This window comes from Nevskia soli, from assembly GCF_903970205.1.
In the GTDB taxonomy this organism is placed as follows: domain Bacteria; phylum Acidobacteriota; class Terriglobia; order Bryobacterales; family Bryobacteraceae; genus Bog-113.
The window spans coordinates 1-18,409 of sequence record NZ_CAJCHS010000304.1; the positions used below are offsets into that span (position 1 = coordinate 1).

Annotated in this window: 16 protein-coding genes and 1 other RNA gene; 9 read left to right on the forward strand and 8 right to left on the reverse strand. The window is 58.7% G+C overall.

Features of this window, described 5'->3' with window-relative positions; genetic code table 11:
* Positions 1-1,364: amidohydrolase (locus H1Y01_RS13310; protein ID WP_180541002.1), on the forward strand; the 1,364-nt coding region annotated here is incomplete at its 5' end.
* Between the two features lie 107 nt (positions 1,365-1,471).
* On the opposite strand, the gene H1Y01_RS13315 is transcribed toward H1Y01_RS13310, so the two are convergent.
* The 3 genes from H1Y01_RS13315 to H1Y01_RS13325 are packed head-to-tail and all read right to left on the reverse strand — an operon-like array spanning position 1,472 to position 2,939.
* Positions 1,472-1,879: a hypothetical protein gene (locus H1Y01_RS13315; protein WP_180541003.1), complete on the reverse strand. Its 408-nt coding sequence runs from the start codon at positions 1,877-1,879 to the stop codon at positions 1,472-1,474.
* A 5-nt stretch (positions 1,880-1,884) separates the two neighbouring features.
* Positions 1,885-2,391, reverse strand: coding sequence for a GNAT family N-acetyltransferase (locus H1Y01_RS13320; protein WP_180541004.1), 507 nt, complete (start codon positions 2,389-2,391; stop codon positions 1,885-1,887).
* A gap of 2 nt (positions 2,392-2,393) precedes the next feature.
* Positions 2,394-2,939: a hypothetical protein gene (locus H1Y01_RS13325; RefSeq protein ID WP_180541005.1), complete on the reverse strand. Its 546-nt coding sequence runs from the start codon at positions 2,937-2,939 to the stop codon at positions 2,394-2,396.
* A gap of 65 nt (positions 2,940-3,004) precedes the next feature.
* Between H1Y01_RS13325 and H1Y01_RS13330 the strand changes: the two genes are divergently transcribed.
* Positions 3,005-5,170: an FUSC family protein gene (locus H1Y01_RS13330; protein WP_180541006.1), complete on the forward strand. Its 2,166-nt coding sequence runs from the start codon at positions 3,005-3,007 to the stop codon at positions 5,168-5,170.
* On the opposite strand, the gene H1Y01_RS13335 is transcribed toward H1Y01_RS13330, so the two are convergent.
* The 4 genes from H1Y01_RS13335 to H1Y01_RS13350 all read right to left on the reverse strand — a co-directional run bounded on the left by H1Y01_RS13335 (position 5,167) and on the right by H1Y01_RS13350 (position 11,210).
* Positions 5,167-6,882 (reverse strand): multicopper oxidase family protein, encoded by a 1,716-nt coding sequence (locus H1Y01_RS13335; RefSeq protein WP_219341527.1) that lies wholly within the window; start codon positions 6,880-6,882, stop codon positions 5,167-5,169. The two genes, H1Y01_RS13330 and H1Y01_RS13335, sit on opposite strands and share 4 nt — an antisense overlap.
* Positions 6,883-6,941: 59 nt before the next feature.
* Positions 6,942-7,316: a hypothetical protein gene (locus H1Y01_RS13340; RefSeq protein WP_219341528.1), complete on the reverse strand. Its 375-nt coding sequence runs from the start codon at positions 7,314-7,316 to the stop codon at positions 6,942-6,944.
* A 182-nt stretch (positions 7,317-7,498) separates the two neighbouring features.
* On the reverse strand, positions 7,499-9,430 hold the full coding sequence (locus H1Y01_RS13345; RefSeq protein ID WP_180541008.1) for an alkaline phosphatase family protein: 1,932 nt from the start codon (positions 9,428-9,430) through the stop codon (positions 7,499-7,501).
* A 310-nt stretch (positions 9,431-9,740) separates the two neighbouring features.
* The gene (locus H1Y01_RS13350; RefSeq protein ID WP_180541009.1) at positions 9,741-11,210 is read right to left on the reverse strand and encodes a glycosyltransferase family 39 protein; all 1,470 of its coding nucleotides are present in this window, start codon (positions 11,208-11,210) and stop codon (positions 9,741-9,743) included.
* 203 nt (positions 11,211-11,413) lie between these two features.
* On the opposite strand from H1Y01_RS13350, the gene H1Y01_RS13355 reads away from it, so the two are divergent.
* The 5 genes from H1Y01_RS13355 to H1Y01_RS13375 all read left to right on the forward strand — a co-directional run bounded on the left by H1Y01_RS13355 (position 11,414) and on the right by H1Y01_RS13375 (position 15,626).
* On the forward strand, positions 11,414-11,776 hold the full coding sequence (locus H1Y01_RS13355; RefSeq protein ID WP_180541010.1) for a hypothetical protein: 363 nt from the start codon (positions 11,414-11,416) through the stop codon (positions 11,774-11,776).
* 108 nt (positions 11,777-11,884) lie between these two features.
* Entirely contained in the window at positions 11,885-12,403 is a 519-nt protein-coding gene (locus tag H1Y01_RS13360; RefSeq protein WP_180541011.1) for a hypothetical protein, read from the forward strand.
* A gap of 13 nt (positions 12,404-12,416) precedes the next feature.
* Complete coding sequence (locus H1Y01_RS13365) at positions 12,417-13,955, forward strand: UxaA family hydrolase (RefSeq protein WP_180541012.1); 1,539 nt, start codon at positions 12,417-12,419, stop codon at positions 13,953-13,955.
* Positions 13,956-14,104: 149 nt separating this feature from the next.
* Positions 14,105-14,950 carry a thioredoxin domain-containing protein gene (locus H1Y01_RS13370; protein ID WP_180541013.1) on the forward strand — a complete coding sequence of 282 codons (846 nt, stop codon included), beginning with the start codon at positions 14,105-14,107 and terminating at the stop codon, positions 14,948-14,950.
* A gap of 145 nt (positions 14,951-15,095) precedes the next feature.
* The gene (locus H1Y01_RS13375; RefSeq protein WP_180541014.1) at positions 15,096-15,626 is read left to right on the forward strand and encodes a hypothetical protein; all 531 of its coding nucleotides are present in this window, start codon (positions 15,096-15,098) and stop codon (positions 15,624-15,626) included.
* A 47-nt stretch (positions 15,627-15,673) separates the two neighbouring features.
* Here the strand turns inward: H1Y01_RS13375 and H1Y01_RS13380 are convergent, their stop codons facing one another.
* Positions 15,674-16,903: an HDOD domain-containing protein gene (locus H1Y01_RS13380; protein ID WP_180541015.1), complete on the reverse strand. Its 1,230-nt coding sequence runs from the start codon at positions 16,901-16,903 to the stop codon at positions 15,674-15,676.
* Between the two features lie 167 nt (positions 16,904-17,070).
* Here H1Y01_RS13380 and ffs point away from each other — a divergent pair.
* Together ffs and dnaX are read left to right on the forward strand one after the other, a co-directional pair.
* An RNA gene (gene ffs / locus H1Y01_RS13385) (signal recognition particle sRNA small type) lies at positions 17,071-17,168 on the forward strand.
* Positions 17,169-17,192: 24 nt separating this feature from the next.
* The coding region (gene dnaX / locus H1Y01_RS13390) for a DNA polymerase III subunit gamma/tau (protein WP_180541016.1) at positions 17,193-18,409 on the forward strand (1,217 nt) is incomplete at its 3' end.

The window sequence follows — 18,409 nt, forward strand, 5'->3', positions numbered from 1 at the left end:
TCGTCGTCGCCGCCGCGTTCAACAACGCCAATGGAGCCACGCAACCCGCCGATCTCATCATCACTCACGCCTATGTGGTAACGATGAATCCCGCGAAGGATATGTATCCGGACGGCGCTATTGTCATCAAGGACGGCCACATCCTCGCAGTCGGCCCCGCTTCCGTCGCGAGCAACTACTCGCCGGCGAAGCTCATCGACGCGGCGGGCGACATCGTGATACCCGGCATGATCAACGCCCATACACACGCGTCCATGACGGTATTTCGGGGTCTCGGCGACGACGTACCCGACCGGCTCCAGAAGTTCATTTTTCCACTGGAGCACAAGCTCGTTGATCGCGAAGCCGTTTATTGGGGCGCGCTGCATGGAATGGTAGAGATGGTGGAAGGCGGGGTGACTACCTTGGCCGATATGTACTACTTCGAAGATGAAGTAGCGCGCGCGGCTCGGAAAATCGGCATGCGGGGGGTTCTTGGAGAGACGATTCTCAATGCCACGGCGCCCGATGCGAAGGAACCCTACGGCGGCATTGAGTACGCCGGTAAATTCATCCGGGATTTCCGCGGCGATCCGCTGATCACACCGGCGTTCGCGCCTCATGCGCCTTACAGCGTGGATCAAGAGCACCTGCGCGTCATTCAGAAGGAAGCCGACACGCTCGACGCGCCTATACTAATGCACGTCGCCGAGATGCCTTACGAGGTCGAGTCAATCAAAAAAGACTTCAATAAGACGCCGATCGAGTACCTGGATTCCATCGGACTACTCACTAAGAGACTAGTAGCCGCTCACTGTATCTTCGCTTCGGATTCCGACATCGCCCTATTGAAAGCGCGCGACGTTGGAGTTTCCCATAACATGGTTTCGAATATCAAGTCTGCAAAAGGCGTTGCGCCGGCATGGACGATGTTCAAGCAGGGCGTTCGCGTCGGGTTAGGCACGGACGGCCCGATGAGCGGGAATACTCTCGATATCATCGGGCAGCTGGGCTATGTCGCCAAGGTACAGAAACTCGCGAATCACGACCGTAACATCATGCCCGCGATAGATGTGGTCGAAATGGCAACAATGGGGGGCGCCAGGGCCCTGCATATGGAAGACCGTATTGGCTCGCTGGAAGCCGGCAAGCTGGCGGATGTTATCGTACTTGATCGAAGCTCGACTACCATGACGCCGTTCTATGACGTCTACTCGACCCTGGTGTATGCGGCCAGCGCTCACGATGTCCGGACTACGATCATACAAGGCAGAGTCATCATGGAGGATCGTAAGATCCAGACTATTGACGCCACCGCTGTGCGCGAACAAATGCGGCGTCTTAGTAACAAGATCGCCGCTTCGGTCGCTCAGGGTGTGCAGTAACTCCGTGAAGAAACCCGCTCCCTTACGGTCGGGGCTCAGTATCTGATGATCCTACTGAGCCGCGCGCGTAAGCAAGCGGTACCTTGAGACTTCGACCACGCGCGCCCTCACCACCGGCCGATTTCACGCCGGTCGTAAGCGGCCCGCATTTCGCGAAGACGCTCGACATCGGCCCATAGATTGTCGCGTGCGGGACCGATCAGGTGGTTGTCGTTGATGATTTTCTGGATAGAGTGGATCGAACCATCCAGGCGGCCCTTGTCGAACTCGCCCACGCGCCAGCGCTCGGCAAACTTGTGCAGGTTCTTCTCCGCCTCATCCAGCCGATGGCGGTCCCCGCCAGTCACGTGCCACGAGGCGTACCCCGCGACGAGATCCGCATGAATCTTCTGGATCAGCTCTTCAACGCGGCCCGGCTGATACGGTCCGTTCGGCGCGCCATACTGCGCATTCGCGATCGCTCCGAAAGTAACCAGAGCCGCCGCAAGCAAGGTGATTCGTAGTTTGTTATGCACCAAAGTTAATCCTCCGACTTCAACATAGCAACCGCCATCTCTTCGTTGAATGCCAGCCGCATTTCATTAGTCAGGCGGAAACCCAAAGTCTCGTAAAGAGGTCGTCCCGCGGGGCTGGCGTGTAAGTGGACGTACGTGAAGCCCGCGGACTGGCACCACTCGACCGCGGTCTTCACCAGTCTTCGGCCGAACCCCCGCTTGCGGTACTCCGGCTCCGTATAGACGTTGACGATCCACGGCCGCCGCGAAACGGGCTCGCGCGGGCTGGGGTAAAAGGGCAGAATGAAAACACCCGCGCCGGATACCACCTGGCCGTCATCGGTTTCGATGAACCAACCGTGATAGTTGCCGTTTTCGATAGCTTCGGTGAAGATTGCGGTGGTCTCCTGCTCGCTCGCCCTGATCTTCTGATCCGAAAATCCGATGTCTTCGAACATCGTGCGGCGGTGGCGCAGGATAGTCGCCGTATCGGCGGCAGTGGTCTCTCGTAAGTGGAAGCCGATGTTCTTCATGTTCAGTAACGCGACGGACAGTTGGCGGGTGACTTTGTGCCGTCGACAACCACCCAGCCATTATCCGCGCCGGCATGCGTCGAGCAGTGGACATCATGAATGCCTGCCACAAAATGACCCGTATTGTCGAAGTAAGCCTGCCCGTAGGCGAATACCGGGACGTGAGCGGGCGCCGTGATCGGGCCGTCGAGGTCTTCGTTGATCACTACTTCGACCAGCTTTGTAGTTCCGTCGGGAAAAGGCGCGCTAAGTGGAAGTAAGTCGTGCGAACCATGCCTGCCGCCGCGCCGGGTTCGCGATGAACTAATGGTCATACCGCAAACCATCACGTTATCCACGGCGCGGTCCGGAGGATTAGCTACAAGACTGGCCAACTTAGCATTGACATCCGGCGAGCATGACGAAGGTACAGGCATGTCGCCGGAACGCCGCTGTGCCGCACGAGGTTTCGCGGCGTGTGTCTCTGACATGGCAACCGGCGCGGAACCGCATGCGGCCAGGAGAAGCACCGGCAGGGTCCCAGCGAGCGCTATCCATTTGATCTGCATCGCCAGACAAGTGTAGCGGACTGCCTTTCGGGAGATGCAGCGCTCATGCCATTCTGAATCAGGCAATGCAAAGCGAAACCTGGAACGCCTTCACACGGGCATTGCTGCGATGGGACCGATCCAAAGTTCACCCTTTGGTTGCAATTCGTAACACGGCGGTGGTCACTCTAACCCTGTTGACTGCGCAGATCCTGCATCAGCCCGCGCTTGGACTTGTCGCTTCGCTCGGAGCCCTCAACGTGGCTTACTCCGATGGCGTTGATGCGTACCGTCTGCGTGCGCGCCGCATGTTACTCGCCAGCTTCATTTGCGCGCTCGCCGTTTTTCTTGGTGAGATATCGGGACGCAACCATGTAGGCGCCGTCGTGTTGGCGGGAGTATGGGGATTCGGCGCCGGGCTGGTGGTCGCACTCGGCCAGACCGCGGCGGATATCGGAACCATTAGCTTAGTCACGTTGCTGGTCTTTGGCGCGCGCCCGCTAGCTCCGAAACAAGCTGCGATCGCGGGCTTACTTGCGCTCGCCGGCGGACTCGTTCAAACCGGCGTGTCACTGCTATTCTGGCCTGCGCGCCGCTTTCAACATGAACGACAGGTGCTGGCCGCCATCTACCAGGAACTGGCGAGAGTAGCCACTGAGAACGTGCACGCGGGAACTGCGCCCCTAGCCACCGCGCTCTTCTCAAACGCGCGCGAGGTTGTGTGCGGACCGTCCGGCGATCACAGTCCGGAATCCGAAACGTTCAGCTCGCTGATGAACCAGGCAGAGCGCATTCGCTTGCGGCTGCTCACGCTGGCACGTCTGCGGCGACGCTTCGAGCGGGACAAAAACCCGGCTTTGACGACGCTCGGAGAGTTCCTCGATACGTGCACGTCCTGTCTGCGCAACATTGCGAGCGCCATTTCGAAGGGCGATGGTCTATCGCAGTCCGCTGTCAACGCCGGACTTACCGACGCTATCGAAAGCGCGATCGACAATCTACGGAATGCGAACTCCTCCGAAACTACCGGGAACCCGGCATTCCGATCCGCGATGCAACGCGATGCGGCGTTGCAGATGGACGCTCTGGCCGGTCAGTTGCGCGCGGCGGGACGCCTGGCTACGGGTAAGGGAACCGGACTGCCGGTTACAGCCGGACTAGTTCCGCGAACGCCCATGCCCGGTTCCGGTTGGGCTTATCGCATGGCGATGCTGCGGGCCAACCTGAACTTTGAGTCCGTTGCATTCCGCCACGGATTGCGGCTAGCCGTCTGCGTGATGCTCGGCGATGCGATCGCTCGCAGTTTTGAGTGGCAGCGCACTTACTGGATTCCGATGACCATCGCCATCGTACTGAAACCCGACTTTCTAACAACCTTCAGCCGCGGCGCACTTAGGCTACTTGGAACCTTCACCGGACTAGTAATAGCGACCTTGATTTACTTCCTCCTTCCGGAGAGCCCGATTACCGACCTGGGGGTGGTCACCGTCTTTGTGTTGGCCCTGAGATGGTTCGGCCCCGCGAACTACGGTATTCTTACCTTCTCTGTAAGCGCGGTGGTGGTGGCTTTGATCGCGAGCACGGGTATTCCGCCCAGACAAGTGATCGTACTTCGCGGCATCAATACTCTGCTTGGAGGAGCGCTCGCGTTAATAGCCTACGCGGTGTGGCCAACCTGGGAGCAAAGATTGATCGGGGAGAACTTCGCACTCCTGTTAGATGCCTATCGTAATTACTTGCGCGAGATAAGGAACGTGTACCTGCATCCCGAGCAGAATGACTCGGACGAAATCGACCGGCTGCGCGATGCCGCTCGCCTGGCCCGTACCAACCTGGAAGCGTCTTCCGATCGTCTGATGGCCGAACCCGGCGTCGCTCTCGCGATTCGCCAGGAGATCCCGGCGATGCTAGCCAGTTCGCACGATTTCATCTACGCGGTGATGTCGCTGGAATCCGCCGCGCTGGAAGAAGTGCGGACGGAGAAGACGTGCGCGCCGCTGCTGCATAGGTACCTGGACCGGGTTGAGCTGACTCTCTATTTCCTTTCGACCGCGCTGCGCGGCGATCCCGATCATCTTTCCGAAGTAGCGGACCTTCGTGAACACCATCGGGCGCTGGCAGAGTGCGCGCAGAATAATGGAAGCCGCCATTCGCTGGCGCTGGTGGAAACGGATCGAATGACGAACGCTCTGAATACACTTCGCGAGCAGGTTCAAGAGCTAGTCAAGTTGCGCGATCAGCGGAAAGGCTAAGCCACAATCTTATAGGGCCGCATCATTTCGTTATCTTCATGCTCCAGCACGTGGCAATGCCAGACGTAGCGAAACTCGTCGCCCGGCTTAGCCGCCGCATTCTCGGGAAGGTCGAAGCGTGCGATCACGCGAGTCACATAGCCTGCATAAGTCTTAACGGTATCTTTCCACGCGGGGCGTTCGTTGGATTCCGGCCGCATCGGATTCCCGGTGAATGTCAGCTTTCCCGTCTGCATGTAAGCCAGGGTGTCGAAGGGCTGCCGGTTAAGCACCTGAAACTGGACTAAGTGCAGATGCATGGGATGCACATCACCGGTGGTATTGGCGAACGACCAGATTTCCGTCGATCCGGCTTTCGGATCTTCAGAGATCGGGTCGTCCCAATGCTTCTTATCCAGTAACCCGATCATGGTGTAGCCATCCGACGCGCGATCCATTTCGGTAAGCGCCAGCACTCGTTCGCGGACCGCATCAGCGGCGTTAAGCGGCGTAAACGGCGCGAGTGTTTCCGGGACTGAACTGGTATCTGTTCCTACCAGCGGCTTGACTACCTTGAATAACATCACGTCCGAAGGTACAACCTCGCCACCGCGCGCATAAGGAGCCGGCGCATCGTTAGTCAACGCGATAAAGGCGCCTTTGTGCTGCGAGAAATCGATGACGATATCGAAGCGCTCGCCCGGCGAAAAGATCAGATAATGCATCTTCAAGGGCGCCGGAAGTAGGCCGCCGTCCGTGCCGATCTGAATGAAAGGCGGAGCGTCGGCCGGCCTACCCGTAGGTTTTCCGGAGTTATCGGCAAGCGACATTGTGAAGTGGTAGAAGCGCGCGTTTGAGGCGTTCACCATACGGAAGCGGTACTTACGCGGCTCAACTTCAAGGTACGGAGCAGCTTTCCCGTTGATACAGATCGCGTTTCCGAAGAATTCCTGCATCCAGACGGGATGCGTGCCGTTGGCGGCGGGTGGATAGAGTAGCGCGCCGTCAGTCCGGAAGCTACGGTCCTGAATCATCAGCGGGATCTCATAATCGCCGCGAGGAAGGTTCAAGCTATCTTCCTGGGCGTCGCGAATCAGATAGAAACCCGCCAGGCCCGCATATACGTTCAGTCGAGTGATGCCAAGCGCGTGATCGTGATACCAGAGCGTTGTAGCGGCCTGTTCGTTCGGGTACTGGCAAGGATCGGCGGCGCGGACCGTTCCCTTGCGGCCATCGGAAGTTACCCAAGCGTCGGGATAGCCGTCACTGTCCGGCATAACTCGCGCGCCGTGAACATGAGTTACGGTGCGAACCTGCGGCACATCTTGTCCTTCACCGTGAATTGTGTAATCGAGCGGCAGTAGATGCTTCTTCGGAAGCTGGTTAGTCCACTTGATAGAGATCGGCTGACCTTTACGGACCTCGAAGGTAGGTCCGGGCCACATGCCGTTGTAGCCCCACATCGTAGCCGGCGGAAGGTCGCGGTGCGCCTGGTGCCGGAACGGGCGGATATGGATCGGGACGGGACCGGAATCTTTGGCTGGCCGGATAACGGGCGGAATCGCGAGCGGAGTCACGTAACTGGCGAGGGTAACCGGGGGAATCTGCTTAGGCGCCGGCCCGACCGGCAGCTTCACGCTGCCCGGCATGTTCATGTTCATGGCCGGATGCGAAATCGCCGTGGGCGAAACCGGCGACTGAGCCAATAACTCGCGCGCCGCGGCGGGACTCATGCCCGCACAAACTCCGAGTCGGAGTAAATCCCGCCGATTCATCTCTATTAGAGTATCGGTTACTTCTTACTGGATTGCGTCAAGATACGTTTTGCCGTCCAGGGGTGGTCCGGTTGCACGATTTCGCCGCCATGCCCCAGATACGCGCCGCTGGTCCCAACGGACGTTGCCTGAGAAGTGCCGGTGAGTTTGCCGTCCTCCGCAATCCCGGTAAACCGGACGGTATATGGACGGGCGCCCTGAAATTTGACATCTAACGAGATTTGATTGCCTTTGAGAGTTCCCGAGACCGGCGAAGTGCCGCGCAGATTTTGGAACGTTCCGGAAAGAACTCCGTCTTTCGACTGGAGCTTAAGGGTACATTGCTCGGTTCCGAGTCGCCCCTGCCAGGCTACTTGCCAATCGCCCGTCACATCAACCGGAGCCGATGGCAAGGTCTGCGCTTCAGAAACAGGCACCGCGAAGAAAACAAAAACAGCTAAGAAAAACATCTGCAAAAAACCAAAACGTGGACCCAAGAACACAACGTACTCCTATGGATTGATATTAGATGAAACCAGCCGGGAGAGAGCTAAATGCTCCCTCCCGGTCGGGAAATACAACGGTAGATTCCGGACTAGTTCGCCGGGAAAGTAAAGGCGTCGAAAAGGTCGTCCAAAGCGGGACTGTTAGTCGGAACATAGGGATCGGTCGCAACCGTCGGATTCGGGAAGGTATCCCGAGTCTTCGGACCGATGGTTGGCAAGCTCCAGTTGCGCTCGATGAACTTGATGATCGAGACATGGTCCGCGTAGCTGTGGTTGACGATCCCACCCATCGAGTACGGCGAGACAATCAGCAGCGGAATGCGGGTTCCATCGCCGAAGAAGTCGACCGGCTGGATGTAGCCCGAGTCATAGTAGCCGCCGCCCTCATCGAACGTGATAAAGATCGCGGTGCTGGACCACAGGCCTGAGCTTTTCACCTGGTCCACGATCTTGGTCACGAAGCCCTCGAAGAGATCGAGCTTGGACGAAGCGGGGTGACCGTCGACAAATCCGCTGGGCTTCACGATGGAAACCGCGGGCAGATTGCCGGTGGCGATGTCTTCATACAGGGTGTTCGTATCCTGGATGTGAGCCTGCACCTGAGCCGGATTCGTCATGATGTCGCTGGCGTATTGGAACGGGTTGCAGATATTGCAATAAGCATCGTACGGGTTCGTTCCGGCCGGGTCGGTTACATACAGATCCCAACCTTCGCCGAAGTAGGTGTAAGAAATCCCCGCCGCGGAAAGCACGTCCCCGATGTGCGGTTGCGAGGTTGGCGGAATGGTGTACGGCGAAAGGGGAGTTGCGAGGCCGCCATCGCCCAGGTAACCGGGATTGTAGTTATTCAACAGGTAGTAAGCGCCCGAAGTGCACCGCGGGCTGATCGGTGTGGGCAAAGACTCCAGGTAATTTACGACAGCGGGTACGCCCGGCTGACCAATGTCGGAGCAGTTGCTGTAAGTGCCGCCGGAATAGCCATCCTGATCCCACCAGTTATTCGTGCCGGGCTGTGGATTCGGGTTCTCAATCTGATTGGTCGGCGGTGTTTCGATGTTGCCGTTGCCGTCGGAATAGTACATAGCGTCGGCGTACCCGAACATAATGTGATTGGCGCCGGTTCCGCCCATCACGGATTGATGCATGTTGTCGCTTAGGGTATAGGTGTCGGCCAAGTACTTCATGTAAGGAGCGTCACCCTTCGCTACGTTGTAGAAGCCCATGGAATCGGAGCCTTCGCCCGTGGTGATATTGGTGAACGGCACAGGCCGGGGAGCGCCGTCGCCGCCCGTACCTACCATCACTTCCACCCAGGGAAAGAGGTCATTCAGGCAGCCGCTAGGATTGCCAATGGAAACCGAGGAATGCGATGCGGCGCAATCGGTCTGTTGCCACATTTGATAGAAGCGGTGAACCGGGCTTCCCGTATAGGCGTCATAACTGATCGAAGGCGTAATTGGAAACGGCCCTGATCCAAGCGTGTCTACATTCGCTTGGCGAGTGTCGACGACACCGTTCGGGAGGCCGGTGGCTCCGGTTAGCAGGTACTCGTTGTATTTGCCGGGCAGATCGGGCTCTGCCGCTTCGGCTACCGCGAGGGTTACAAACGGCGCCGGGGAACTGTCGCTGGCAACGGATGGCGCCCCGTCGGTACCGGGAGGCGGGATGTTGGTGTACGGCGATTTCGCAACCGGGCTGATGGTGAACGTTCCGACGTCCGCGGCGGCGTACTGAGTGGCGGCTTTAGCCTTCGGACCGGGGTTCCCCGCCGCGTCGATGATCCCTCTGCTCAGTAAATTCGATACGGTCTGGCCTGATTTTGGTTGATAGGTCGCGTAAACGTGATCGAAGCTTCGGTTTTCACCGATGATGACAATCACGTGCTGGATGGGGGTTGCCGCGACGGGTTTTGCCTGAGGGGCGATAGGCGGAGCCGCTTCCAGATTGGCAACCAAAGCAAAAATGCTCGTTGCTACCGCTAAGTGCTGCCTGAGTTTCGTCGTGAAGCTGGACGAAGACATTGACTTTTCTCTCCTAATTTAAAAAACTGGCGCCGAAAGGTACCGCAAGTGAAAATATCAGGTGGACCGTCACGGGAAGATGACAAAAATGTAACTTCGGAAAAAAAGATATCCACAGTCGTGAGAATCCGTACGCGAGAGAAAATCGGGCAGTTGCGCTAAGTAATCGAGGGTCCGCTAACAGCCTGTGGTAGTAGTCGAAAACACCGCTGGCTGACGCGCGCGGCTCTATAGACTCAGTACATTGCAGAGCGGCGATGGCGACGGAGCGGTTACTACGAGGGCCGCTAAGGGAGTTGCTTGAACGCCGTCACTGTGACGGAACGATGATGGGAGGCGACGACGGGTGGTCCGCTGGAAGAATTTCGTTCGCGGTAACGCCGGGCGGGCAGGGCGGCAATGGCGTTTCCGAATAGTAGTTCAGCCCATATTGCCAGGTTCGGGTGATGGGGCCCACGCAAAAAGCTCGTTTAGGTTCGGGTAAGCGGCTCCATAAGCTGCGCGCGGACGCGAGGCGGTCGACTCGTGGAAGCGCCGCGGCCTCAATATAGATCCAGCCGGCGCAACTTAGCGCGAACCACAGTATAAGTGCGCGATCCCGAGGCAGGTATAGCAACACAACCGCGATCGCGATAGCCGCGGAGATCGACCAGTAGACCGTGGAGTCAATGATCAAGTTGGATGTAAGTGCAGCTTGTAATCCGACTTCTAATGCGGCCGGCAGAAATTTCGTAATCATCGGCAGCACAGCCAGCGACAGCGGTGACAATGCCAAAGCAACCGCAAGCCATCGTAACCCAAGCTCGCGCGCGGCATCGAGGCCGGCCGCGGCCAGCACGCAGATTAGCGGCAGCAGCGGAAGAATATACCCGGCAAGCTTATTCCGTGAACCCGAGAAAAAGATAACTCCCCAGATGGATAGCGCCGCCAGAAATTGACGCCGCCGATCGTGATAGATGTGCCTCGAAAAAGCAAAGAGGGCGAGCGCGCCCGAAGGGAAGAACGCGAGAAATAAGACCGGCAGATAGAACCACCACGGCTGCACATGTCTTAGTTCAGGTGAACTGAATCTACCCATTTGATGGTGAACGAAGAACACAGAAAAAAACTGGGGATTGCGCAACTGGCAAAGTACATACCATGGCAGAGTTATCGCGGCAAATACAATGAACGGGACTGGTTGAAGCCAATTCCGCCAGTAACGTCGTCCGAACCATAGAAAAGGGATCGCCAATACGACCGGGACCAGACCTTTGGCCAGCACGGCGACGCCCAGTAGTGCGGCCGCGCCAGTGATCGATGCCGGGCGTCCCTCGGTCGCCGGCAGCAGCAACAAGATCGCCGCGCAAAAGGTAACGGTTAGTGGGATGTCGGTAACCGATGTGTGCGCGAAGCCGACCCACATGGCCGAAGTCGCCAAGAGCGCGGTAGCGGCGGCGGCCACAAACAGGTTGAACTCTTCGCGCAGATACCAGAAGTAGAAAGCAAGAAACGCGACCGCCAGAAGCGCTACCGGCAGACGCGGGGCGAGTTCGGCGCCGAGCCCGAGTTTGAACGCCGCGGCATCCATCCAATACAGCAGCGCCGGTTTCTCAAACCACGGCGCGCCCCATAAGCGAGGGGTAATCCAGTCGCCCGACTGAGCCATCGCGCGGCCTATGGAAGCGTAGCGCGGCTCGTCCGGCCCGACCAGGCCGAAGCGGGTCAACCCAAATAGAGTAATGAATACAAACAAAGCCGCGGCCGCCAAGGCGACCAGCCGTTTCCCGTAACGCTGCACGTACTTGAAGTATGGAACGGGAGCTATGTCCTATATACTTGCTGCCACCTGGTTTCGAGAACGAACCAGATTCAAAGGGACATGTTCATGTTTCGCGCGTTCGCAGCGATTTCATGGTTCACTACCGCGGTATTCACCACTGTGGCGGCCGCGGAGGTTAACGGCCTCTGCGATACGGGCGAAACCACCCGAACTCCCTCCGGATGCAGAGGACAAGCTTCACCAAAGCATGGGTGGACACGCCCTATTCCGTCCCGCCGGCGTGGCTTCCGAACAGCGTTCGTTCCGCCTCCGAATGGATCACTCCTTATGACGGAGAAGGCAACCAAGCCGAAGGCTGGTATGTCTATATAACTCCGTTTCACGTCCCGTCCGCTCTGCCCGGCGGCATCTCACCCACGAGCTTGACCATCAGCGGCCGCTTCGCTTCGGACAATGAGGTCTATGGTTTTTCCTCGCGACCCCAGCCGGCGGCGGTTCTTGCGGGTCAGCGACAGGCTTGCCGCTGCCATTCGGGCAATACTCTGAGTGGACGAACTTCAGTTTTACCCATCCGATCGCCATAATTCCTGACTCCGACTTATTCCTCTACATCCTGGTTAGCAATGCGTACGACACTAAGCGGCGCATGGCGCCCGCCGAAGCGGCTCACGATCCGCCTATAATTAAAATCGGTGTTCCTCCCCGCGATTTTGTTGTTGTTCGTTGCCGATGTGCGCGGTTGCGTCTGCGATCCGACGCATCCCGACACAATGGCCGGCCGGGAGTGCAGCCTCACCCTGGTGACGATGGGCCAGGGGCTCGCGTCGCCGGTCTTTTTCATCAAAGACTCGAACCCATCCAAGGCCAACCGGCTGCTGGCCATCCCGCACTCGTTTCACCATACGCTGGATGACATGACTGCGGCTGAGCGGACGGCGTACTGGAAAGCCGCGATCGCCAAAGCGCATGAAGTCTGGGGTGACGATTGGGGGATCGCGATCAACAGTCTGGCGAAGCGCTCGCAATGCCAGCTGCACGCTCATATCGGGAAACTGCTCGCCACGGTGGATCGCAGCGGCGGCGTGCTGGTGGCACGCCCGGAAGACATTCCGGTGCCGCCCAACGGCGATGGCATCTGGATTCACCCGGAAGGTGTAATGTTCCGCGTGCATGTGGGCGATCCATCTCCGGAACTCGGACTTATGAGGTAGACGGAAATCGAATATGGGATTACTCGAAATAGCGCCGCTGCCGACTGCGGAAAACTCGGCCATTCACCTTCATCCGCGCGATAACGTGGCGGTGGCGCGCGTCCCGTTGGCGAAGGGAACACGCCTCGAAATCGATGGCGTGAGTGTGACTGCCACGGATGCGATTCCCGCCGGCCACAAGATCGCCCTCGCGCCGATCCGGGCCGGGCAGCCCGTGGAACGCTATGGCCAGACGATTGGCCGCGCGCGCGTTGCGATCGCTACCGGCGCCCACGTCCACACGCACAATCTGGCCTTCGAAGAACTCGAACTTCATTATGAGTTCCCCACCGGAGACACTGCCCCGCCCCGGCCGCGCCGCGATGCGCCGACATTTGAAGGCTACCTGCGGGAGGACGGCCGCGCGGGAACCCGGAATTACCTGGCCGTCGTTGCCGCGAGTAACTGCGCCGCGCACACCGCCGAGCAGATCGCGGCCAGTTTCGCGGACGAAACCCTGCCCGCCAACGTGGATGGCGTGGTCGCGTTTCCGCATGGAGAAGGCTGCGGTCATTCAATCGGCCCCGACACGCGCCAGTTGCAGCGCACGCTCGCAGGCGTTCTCGACCATCCCAATGTGTCGGCCGCGATCATCCTCGGTTTGGGTTGTGAGGTGAACCAGATCGATCACTATCTAGGTCCGAATGCGCCTCAATCGAAGCGGCTGGTCGGATTGACGGTCCAGGGAAGCGGCGGAACCCGGGGCGCCGTAGAAGCGGCCCGGCGCGAGATCCGCAAACAGATTGGGCAAGCCGCGTCGGAAAAGCGTGTCAGTATCCCGGCTTCGAAAATCGTGCTGGGACTAAACTGCGGCGGCTCCGATTCGTTCTCCGGCATCACCGCGAATCCGGCGCTGGGGTTTTGTTCGGACATGCTCGCTGAGATTGGCGGGACGGCGGTGCTGGCCGAAACCACCGAGATCTTCGGCGCTGAGCATCTGCTGGTTCGCCGCGCGCGCAATCGTGCCGTTGCCGAAAAATTACTCAGCTTCATCGCCGGATACAAGGCCTATCTGCGCCAGTTCGGCGGCAGCTTCGACGACAATCCTTCGCCCGGCAATAAAGAAGGCGGTCTCACCAACATCCTCGAAAAATCGCTGGGCGCGGTGGCCAAGGGCGGAACGTCACCGCTGACCGATGTGGTCGATTACGCCGAGCGCGTGCGCACGCCCGGCTTCGTTTTCATGAACACGCCGGGCTACGATCCTGTCTCGCTCACCGGGTTGGCAGCGGGCGGCTGCAACCTGATTGCGTTTACAACGGGACGCGGCAGCGCCATCGGTTTTCCCTCGATTCCGGTGATCAAGATCGCCAGTAATTCGTTCACCTTCAACCGCATGCGCGACAACATGGATGTAAACGCCGGATTGATTGCCGATGGAGAGCGATCCGTCGCCGAAGTGGGCCGTGAGATTTTCGATCTCGTGCTTCGCGTCGCCTCCGGTGAACGCACCCGCAGCGAGGTGCTGGGCCACCACGAGTTCGTGCCTTGGCGCATCGGGCCGGTAATGTGAGGCGCTCGATTCCGATGCGAACAGCTCTGCTTCTGCTTTGCACTGCAACGCTTTGCGCTGTGACGTTGCTCGCTCAATCCAAGATCGCTCGGTCCAAACCCGCGGCCAATCGACCGATTGCGGGACCGTCCGCCTTCGATAAGTCACAAATGGAAGCTTACGTCCGCCATCTTTTTGTCTGGCCGCCTCCGATTGAAATTACCGTGGACGATCCGAAGCCATCCCCATTGACGGGTTTCAAGGAGGTGACGGTCCACGCAACCCAGGGTGAAGCGCACCAGGACGAAACCTTCTATGTGTCGGCGAATGGGCGTCAGATTCTGCAGGCGTCCATCTATAACATCACCGAGAATCCGTTTCACGACAATCTGTCCAAGATCAATGTGGAAGGCCGTCCCAGTCTGGGAACGCCGGGCGCGCCGGTCGTGATTGTCGAGTTCAGCGATTTCCAGTGTCACTTCTGTAAGGAAGAGGCCAAAGTCTATCGCGAGAACCTCAAGGACTTTCCGAAAGAGGTACACTTTTATTTCGCGGATTTCCCGCTCGAAAACGTGCACCCGTGGGCGCGGGCGGCGGCCATCGCGGGGCGTTGTGTTTATCGGCAGAACGCGGACGCATTCTGGAAGTTCCACGACTGGATCTTCGACAATCAGGAGCAGATTACGCCGGAGAACCTGCGGCAGAAAGTAATCGACTGGGGCACGGGTACCGGCCCCGATGCGGGGCTCGCTGCACTCGATATCACCCAGCTAACGTCCTGCATGGATACAAAAGCGACCGACGCCGAGGTTGAAACTACGGTCAAAATGGGAAAGGCTCTCGGCATCGGGTCCACTCCGACTTCTTACATCAACGGGCGCCCGATGGTAGGGGCGAATCCCTGGCCGGATTTGAAACGAGTAATAAATTTTGAGGTCGGATATCAGGAAACCGCTCACAACGCCGGTGAAAATTGCGGTTGCGACGTCAGAATTCCGAAATTCGGAGTAAGATAGCATCTGTAGGGTATCTGCCTTTCCGCCGATAGATTATTTGTGAGCTATGCGAGCTAATTCCGAGTCTGCCGCCTTTTCCGAGACTCAGGCGTTACCACCGCTAATTTTGCATCCGTTCGCGCCTGCAGATAGCGTAGAAAAGCTTATGGATGGCTCGCGCGCCGCGCTGATGCTCCACGGGCTGCTTCCGAGTTCCGGAGGAAGCCGGGAGCGGCTGGAAGAAGTTCTAGTCCGGTCGCGAATCCAGGAATTGCGCATGCTTTATTTCCTGGGCAAGGATGTGCTGCGTTGGATGGAACAGTGCGTCGATTTCGCGATGCGAACCCCCGGTCTGGATAGAAAGGGCTACCGCAGCCAGACGTTCGCCGCATTTCTTATCGATCACACGCCGGATGCGATGGTGAAGAAACTACAGGTCTGGGGAGTTTCGGACCACCGATCGGTATTTTCCCGCGCCATCGGCCTTTCGTGTTCGTTTGTTACTCCGCCGGACCTGACAATAATTTCTCCGATGTTTCTAGAAAATTACCACCGGTTTCTTGATTTTCTATATATTTCTTATCAAAATCTGGAACCGTTTACCGAAGCGCTTGAGAATGAATTCTCGATCGAAATGTTCGCCAGCGGGGAATACTCGAACAAGCTCTCGGCTGAGTGGGTGGGCCCGGTCGTCTGATTTCCGGCCCGTTTTTTCACGGCTTTTGCGGCGCGGTGCGAGGGCTCTTAAACGGCTGCGCGGGCTCGCGGTAATTCCTCCACTTCCAGTCGACTGGCAGCTGCATGATCGCGCGCCAGCGAGGGAAGCGATTCATTCGTATCCTCGACGGCATAGAGCACGGCCGCCAGTTTCGATGTCACGAGTTCCGGCCGGTGGTGGAAGCGAACAGCCTCGACAATCGATTCCGGAAAGCTCCACCGCTCCAGGACATCCGCGCCGAGCTCGGTATGATCGGCGCCGGTGGACAGCATCTCGGCATAAATCGTGGGGAACCCCAATTCTTCCCATTGACGAACTCCGAGAGCCGCATCGGAAAGCTCGAACGCGAGGCGGCCGATGTCGTGCACCAGGCCGGCGAGATAAGCCTCTCCCGCATCGGAGTTCGAATCACCGGCCAGCGCTCCGGCATTCTCGGCCGCCTGCAAGGAATGTTCCCAAAGGTCATGGAGTTTGACGGACGCGAAACAGGTCCGGACGGCAGCGGCCGCGATGTGGTTAGCTGCCGCAATTGTACCGACGCGCATCAGTGCGCCGGAAAGAGAGTTCACTGCGGCCGAACCTCCCAACGCGCCACTGTTGGCTAGCATGACGATCTCGCCGGCAAGCACCGGATCTTTGCCGAGAGCCCGTTCTATCTCGCGGCGCCCGGCGTCCGGGTCCCGCGCGAGACGAAGCGCTTCCATTGCCGCTTTCGGGAAAACGGGTAGCGCGTTGGCGGCGGTGTCAACGTTACGTCTTGCGACTACCCAGGAGCTTCGTATGGTCCGAACGAAACTCGGCATCAGCATGCCCGAATCGAGAAGCTGGTTTACGGATTCCGCAGTACTTTCGTCCTCATAAGGGAGGTTCTCCATCTGCTCGTCGAACAAGTTCGCGGAATCGAGGATCGCAGCGAACTCCGCGGCGTGCGGACTGGACGGCTTCCTCTTCCCCCGCCAGACCGCGACGATTTCCGCGGCATCCGGCGGAACCACCTTCGACGATTCGAACGACTGCGGAGGGAAGCCTAAGTCGGCCAAAAGTCTGGCAGCCATCGGCACGCCGGTTACTTCGGCTTGAAGGTGATGCAGCAATCCCGAATTTCCGACAGCTTGCACCTCCGGCGCGGAGAAGCCACTGCGCGAGGCGACGAACGCCGCTAAGGCCGCAACGCGGCGCACATGCGCGGCCAAACCGGGCTCGCGCGGAAGAAACGCTTCGAATGATTGGATTTCACGTGCTGGGTGCCGCGTCATCTTCTGTCTACGTAATTGTTATCGGTCAAAACGCAATGCGCATTAATGCGACCGAAATCTTTTTCGGGCAAAGTGAACGGTATCGTACGTTTCGGGTACTTCCGTAACGGTTCGCCCCAGGATCACGTACCTGCTGCCCTGACCTGCTACGATGATGGATTGTCAGGTTCCGGGCTTCGTGCAATGGGTGGCTGCAAACCCCGCCAGGTCCGGAAGGAAGCAACGGTAGTGGTTTAACTTGTGTGCCGCGGATCACCCGGGGCCTGGCAGATTCTCTTCCCCTTTTCCCATGTACCAGGTAATCGCCCGTAAGTACCGGCCGCAGTCGTTCGAAGACGTGGTCGGACAAACCCACGTCAAGACCACGCTGCGTAACGCGATTGCCATGAAACGAATTGCGCATGGGTACATCTTCTCAGGTCAGCGCGGGACGGGAAAGACCACAATGGCACGCATCCTCGCGCGATGCCTGAATTGTATTCAGGGCCCGACGCCGAACCCGTGCGGCGTCTGCGCCAGCTGCACGGAGATTGCCGCCGGGGGCGCGGTGGATGTAATCGAGATCGACGCAGCTTCCAACCGCGGCATCAATGAGATGCGCGAGCTGCGCGAAAACGTGCGGTATCAGCCCTCTCGCGATCGCTTCAAAATCTTTATCATCGATGAAGCGCATCAGATTACAACCGAAGCCTTTAACGCGCTGTTGAAGACCATCGAAGAGCCGCCGTCCTGGGCAGTTTTCATCCTCTGCACCACGGAATCCCACAAGATTCCAGCAACCATCGCGTCGCGGTGTCAGCACTTTAGCTTTCGATCGGTAGACTTCGACGAGCTCGTTGAGCGGATGCGCTGGATCTGCCGCGAGGAGGGCGTCGACGCTGATGACGAAGCGCTGGCCGTGCTGGCTCGCGCGGGAGAAGGCAGCGTTCGCGATTCGCTGTCAGCTTTGGACCAGGCGATCGCGAGCTCCGGATCGCGTTTGGAAGCGGCTGACGTCCGCGCGCTACTCGGCGCGTTCTCCATTGATCGATTCGCCATTGTGGCGGAGGCGCTCGCCAAATCGGATCCGCAGCCAATGCTCGATCTGGTCGACGATCTGGAGCGCAGCGGCGAAAACCTGCAGCACTTCGCGCGGGAGTTGTCGCGCTATCTTCGCAATCTGATGGTCGCGCGGATTGCCGGTGAGGATACGCGTTTGGTAGCGGCATCGGCTAATGAGCGCGCTGAACTTGTCCGGGCCGCCGCTTTGTTTTCAGAGCAGGATCTCACGCGGTACCTGAACCTGTCCCTGGAGCTTTACCGGGACCTTCAGTTCTCGCTTCAGCCCCGGTTTCATCTTGAAGTCGGGCTGCTGCGCCTGATTTATGCCGGCCGTCTGCAACCCATCGAAGAAGCGCTTGCGGCCTTAGGTGGTTCGGAAGAGCCGGTTGAGGCGAAGCCGGTTGCGCCTCCGATGTCAGCGTCGGCCTCCGCACCCGCGCGCCGGGCGCCGACGCCGTTCGAACT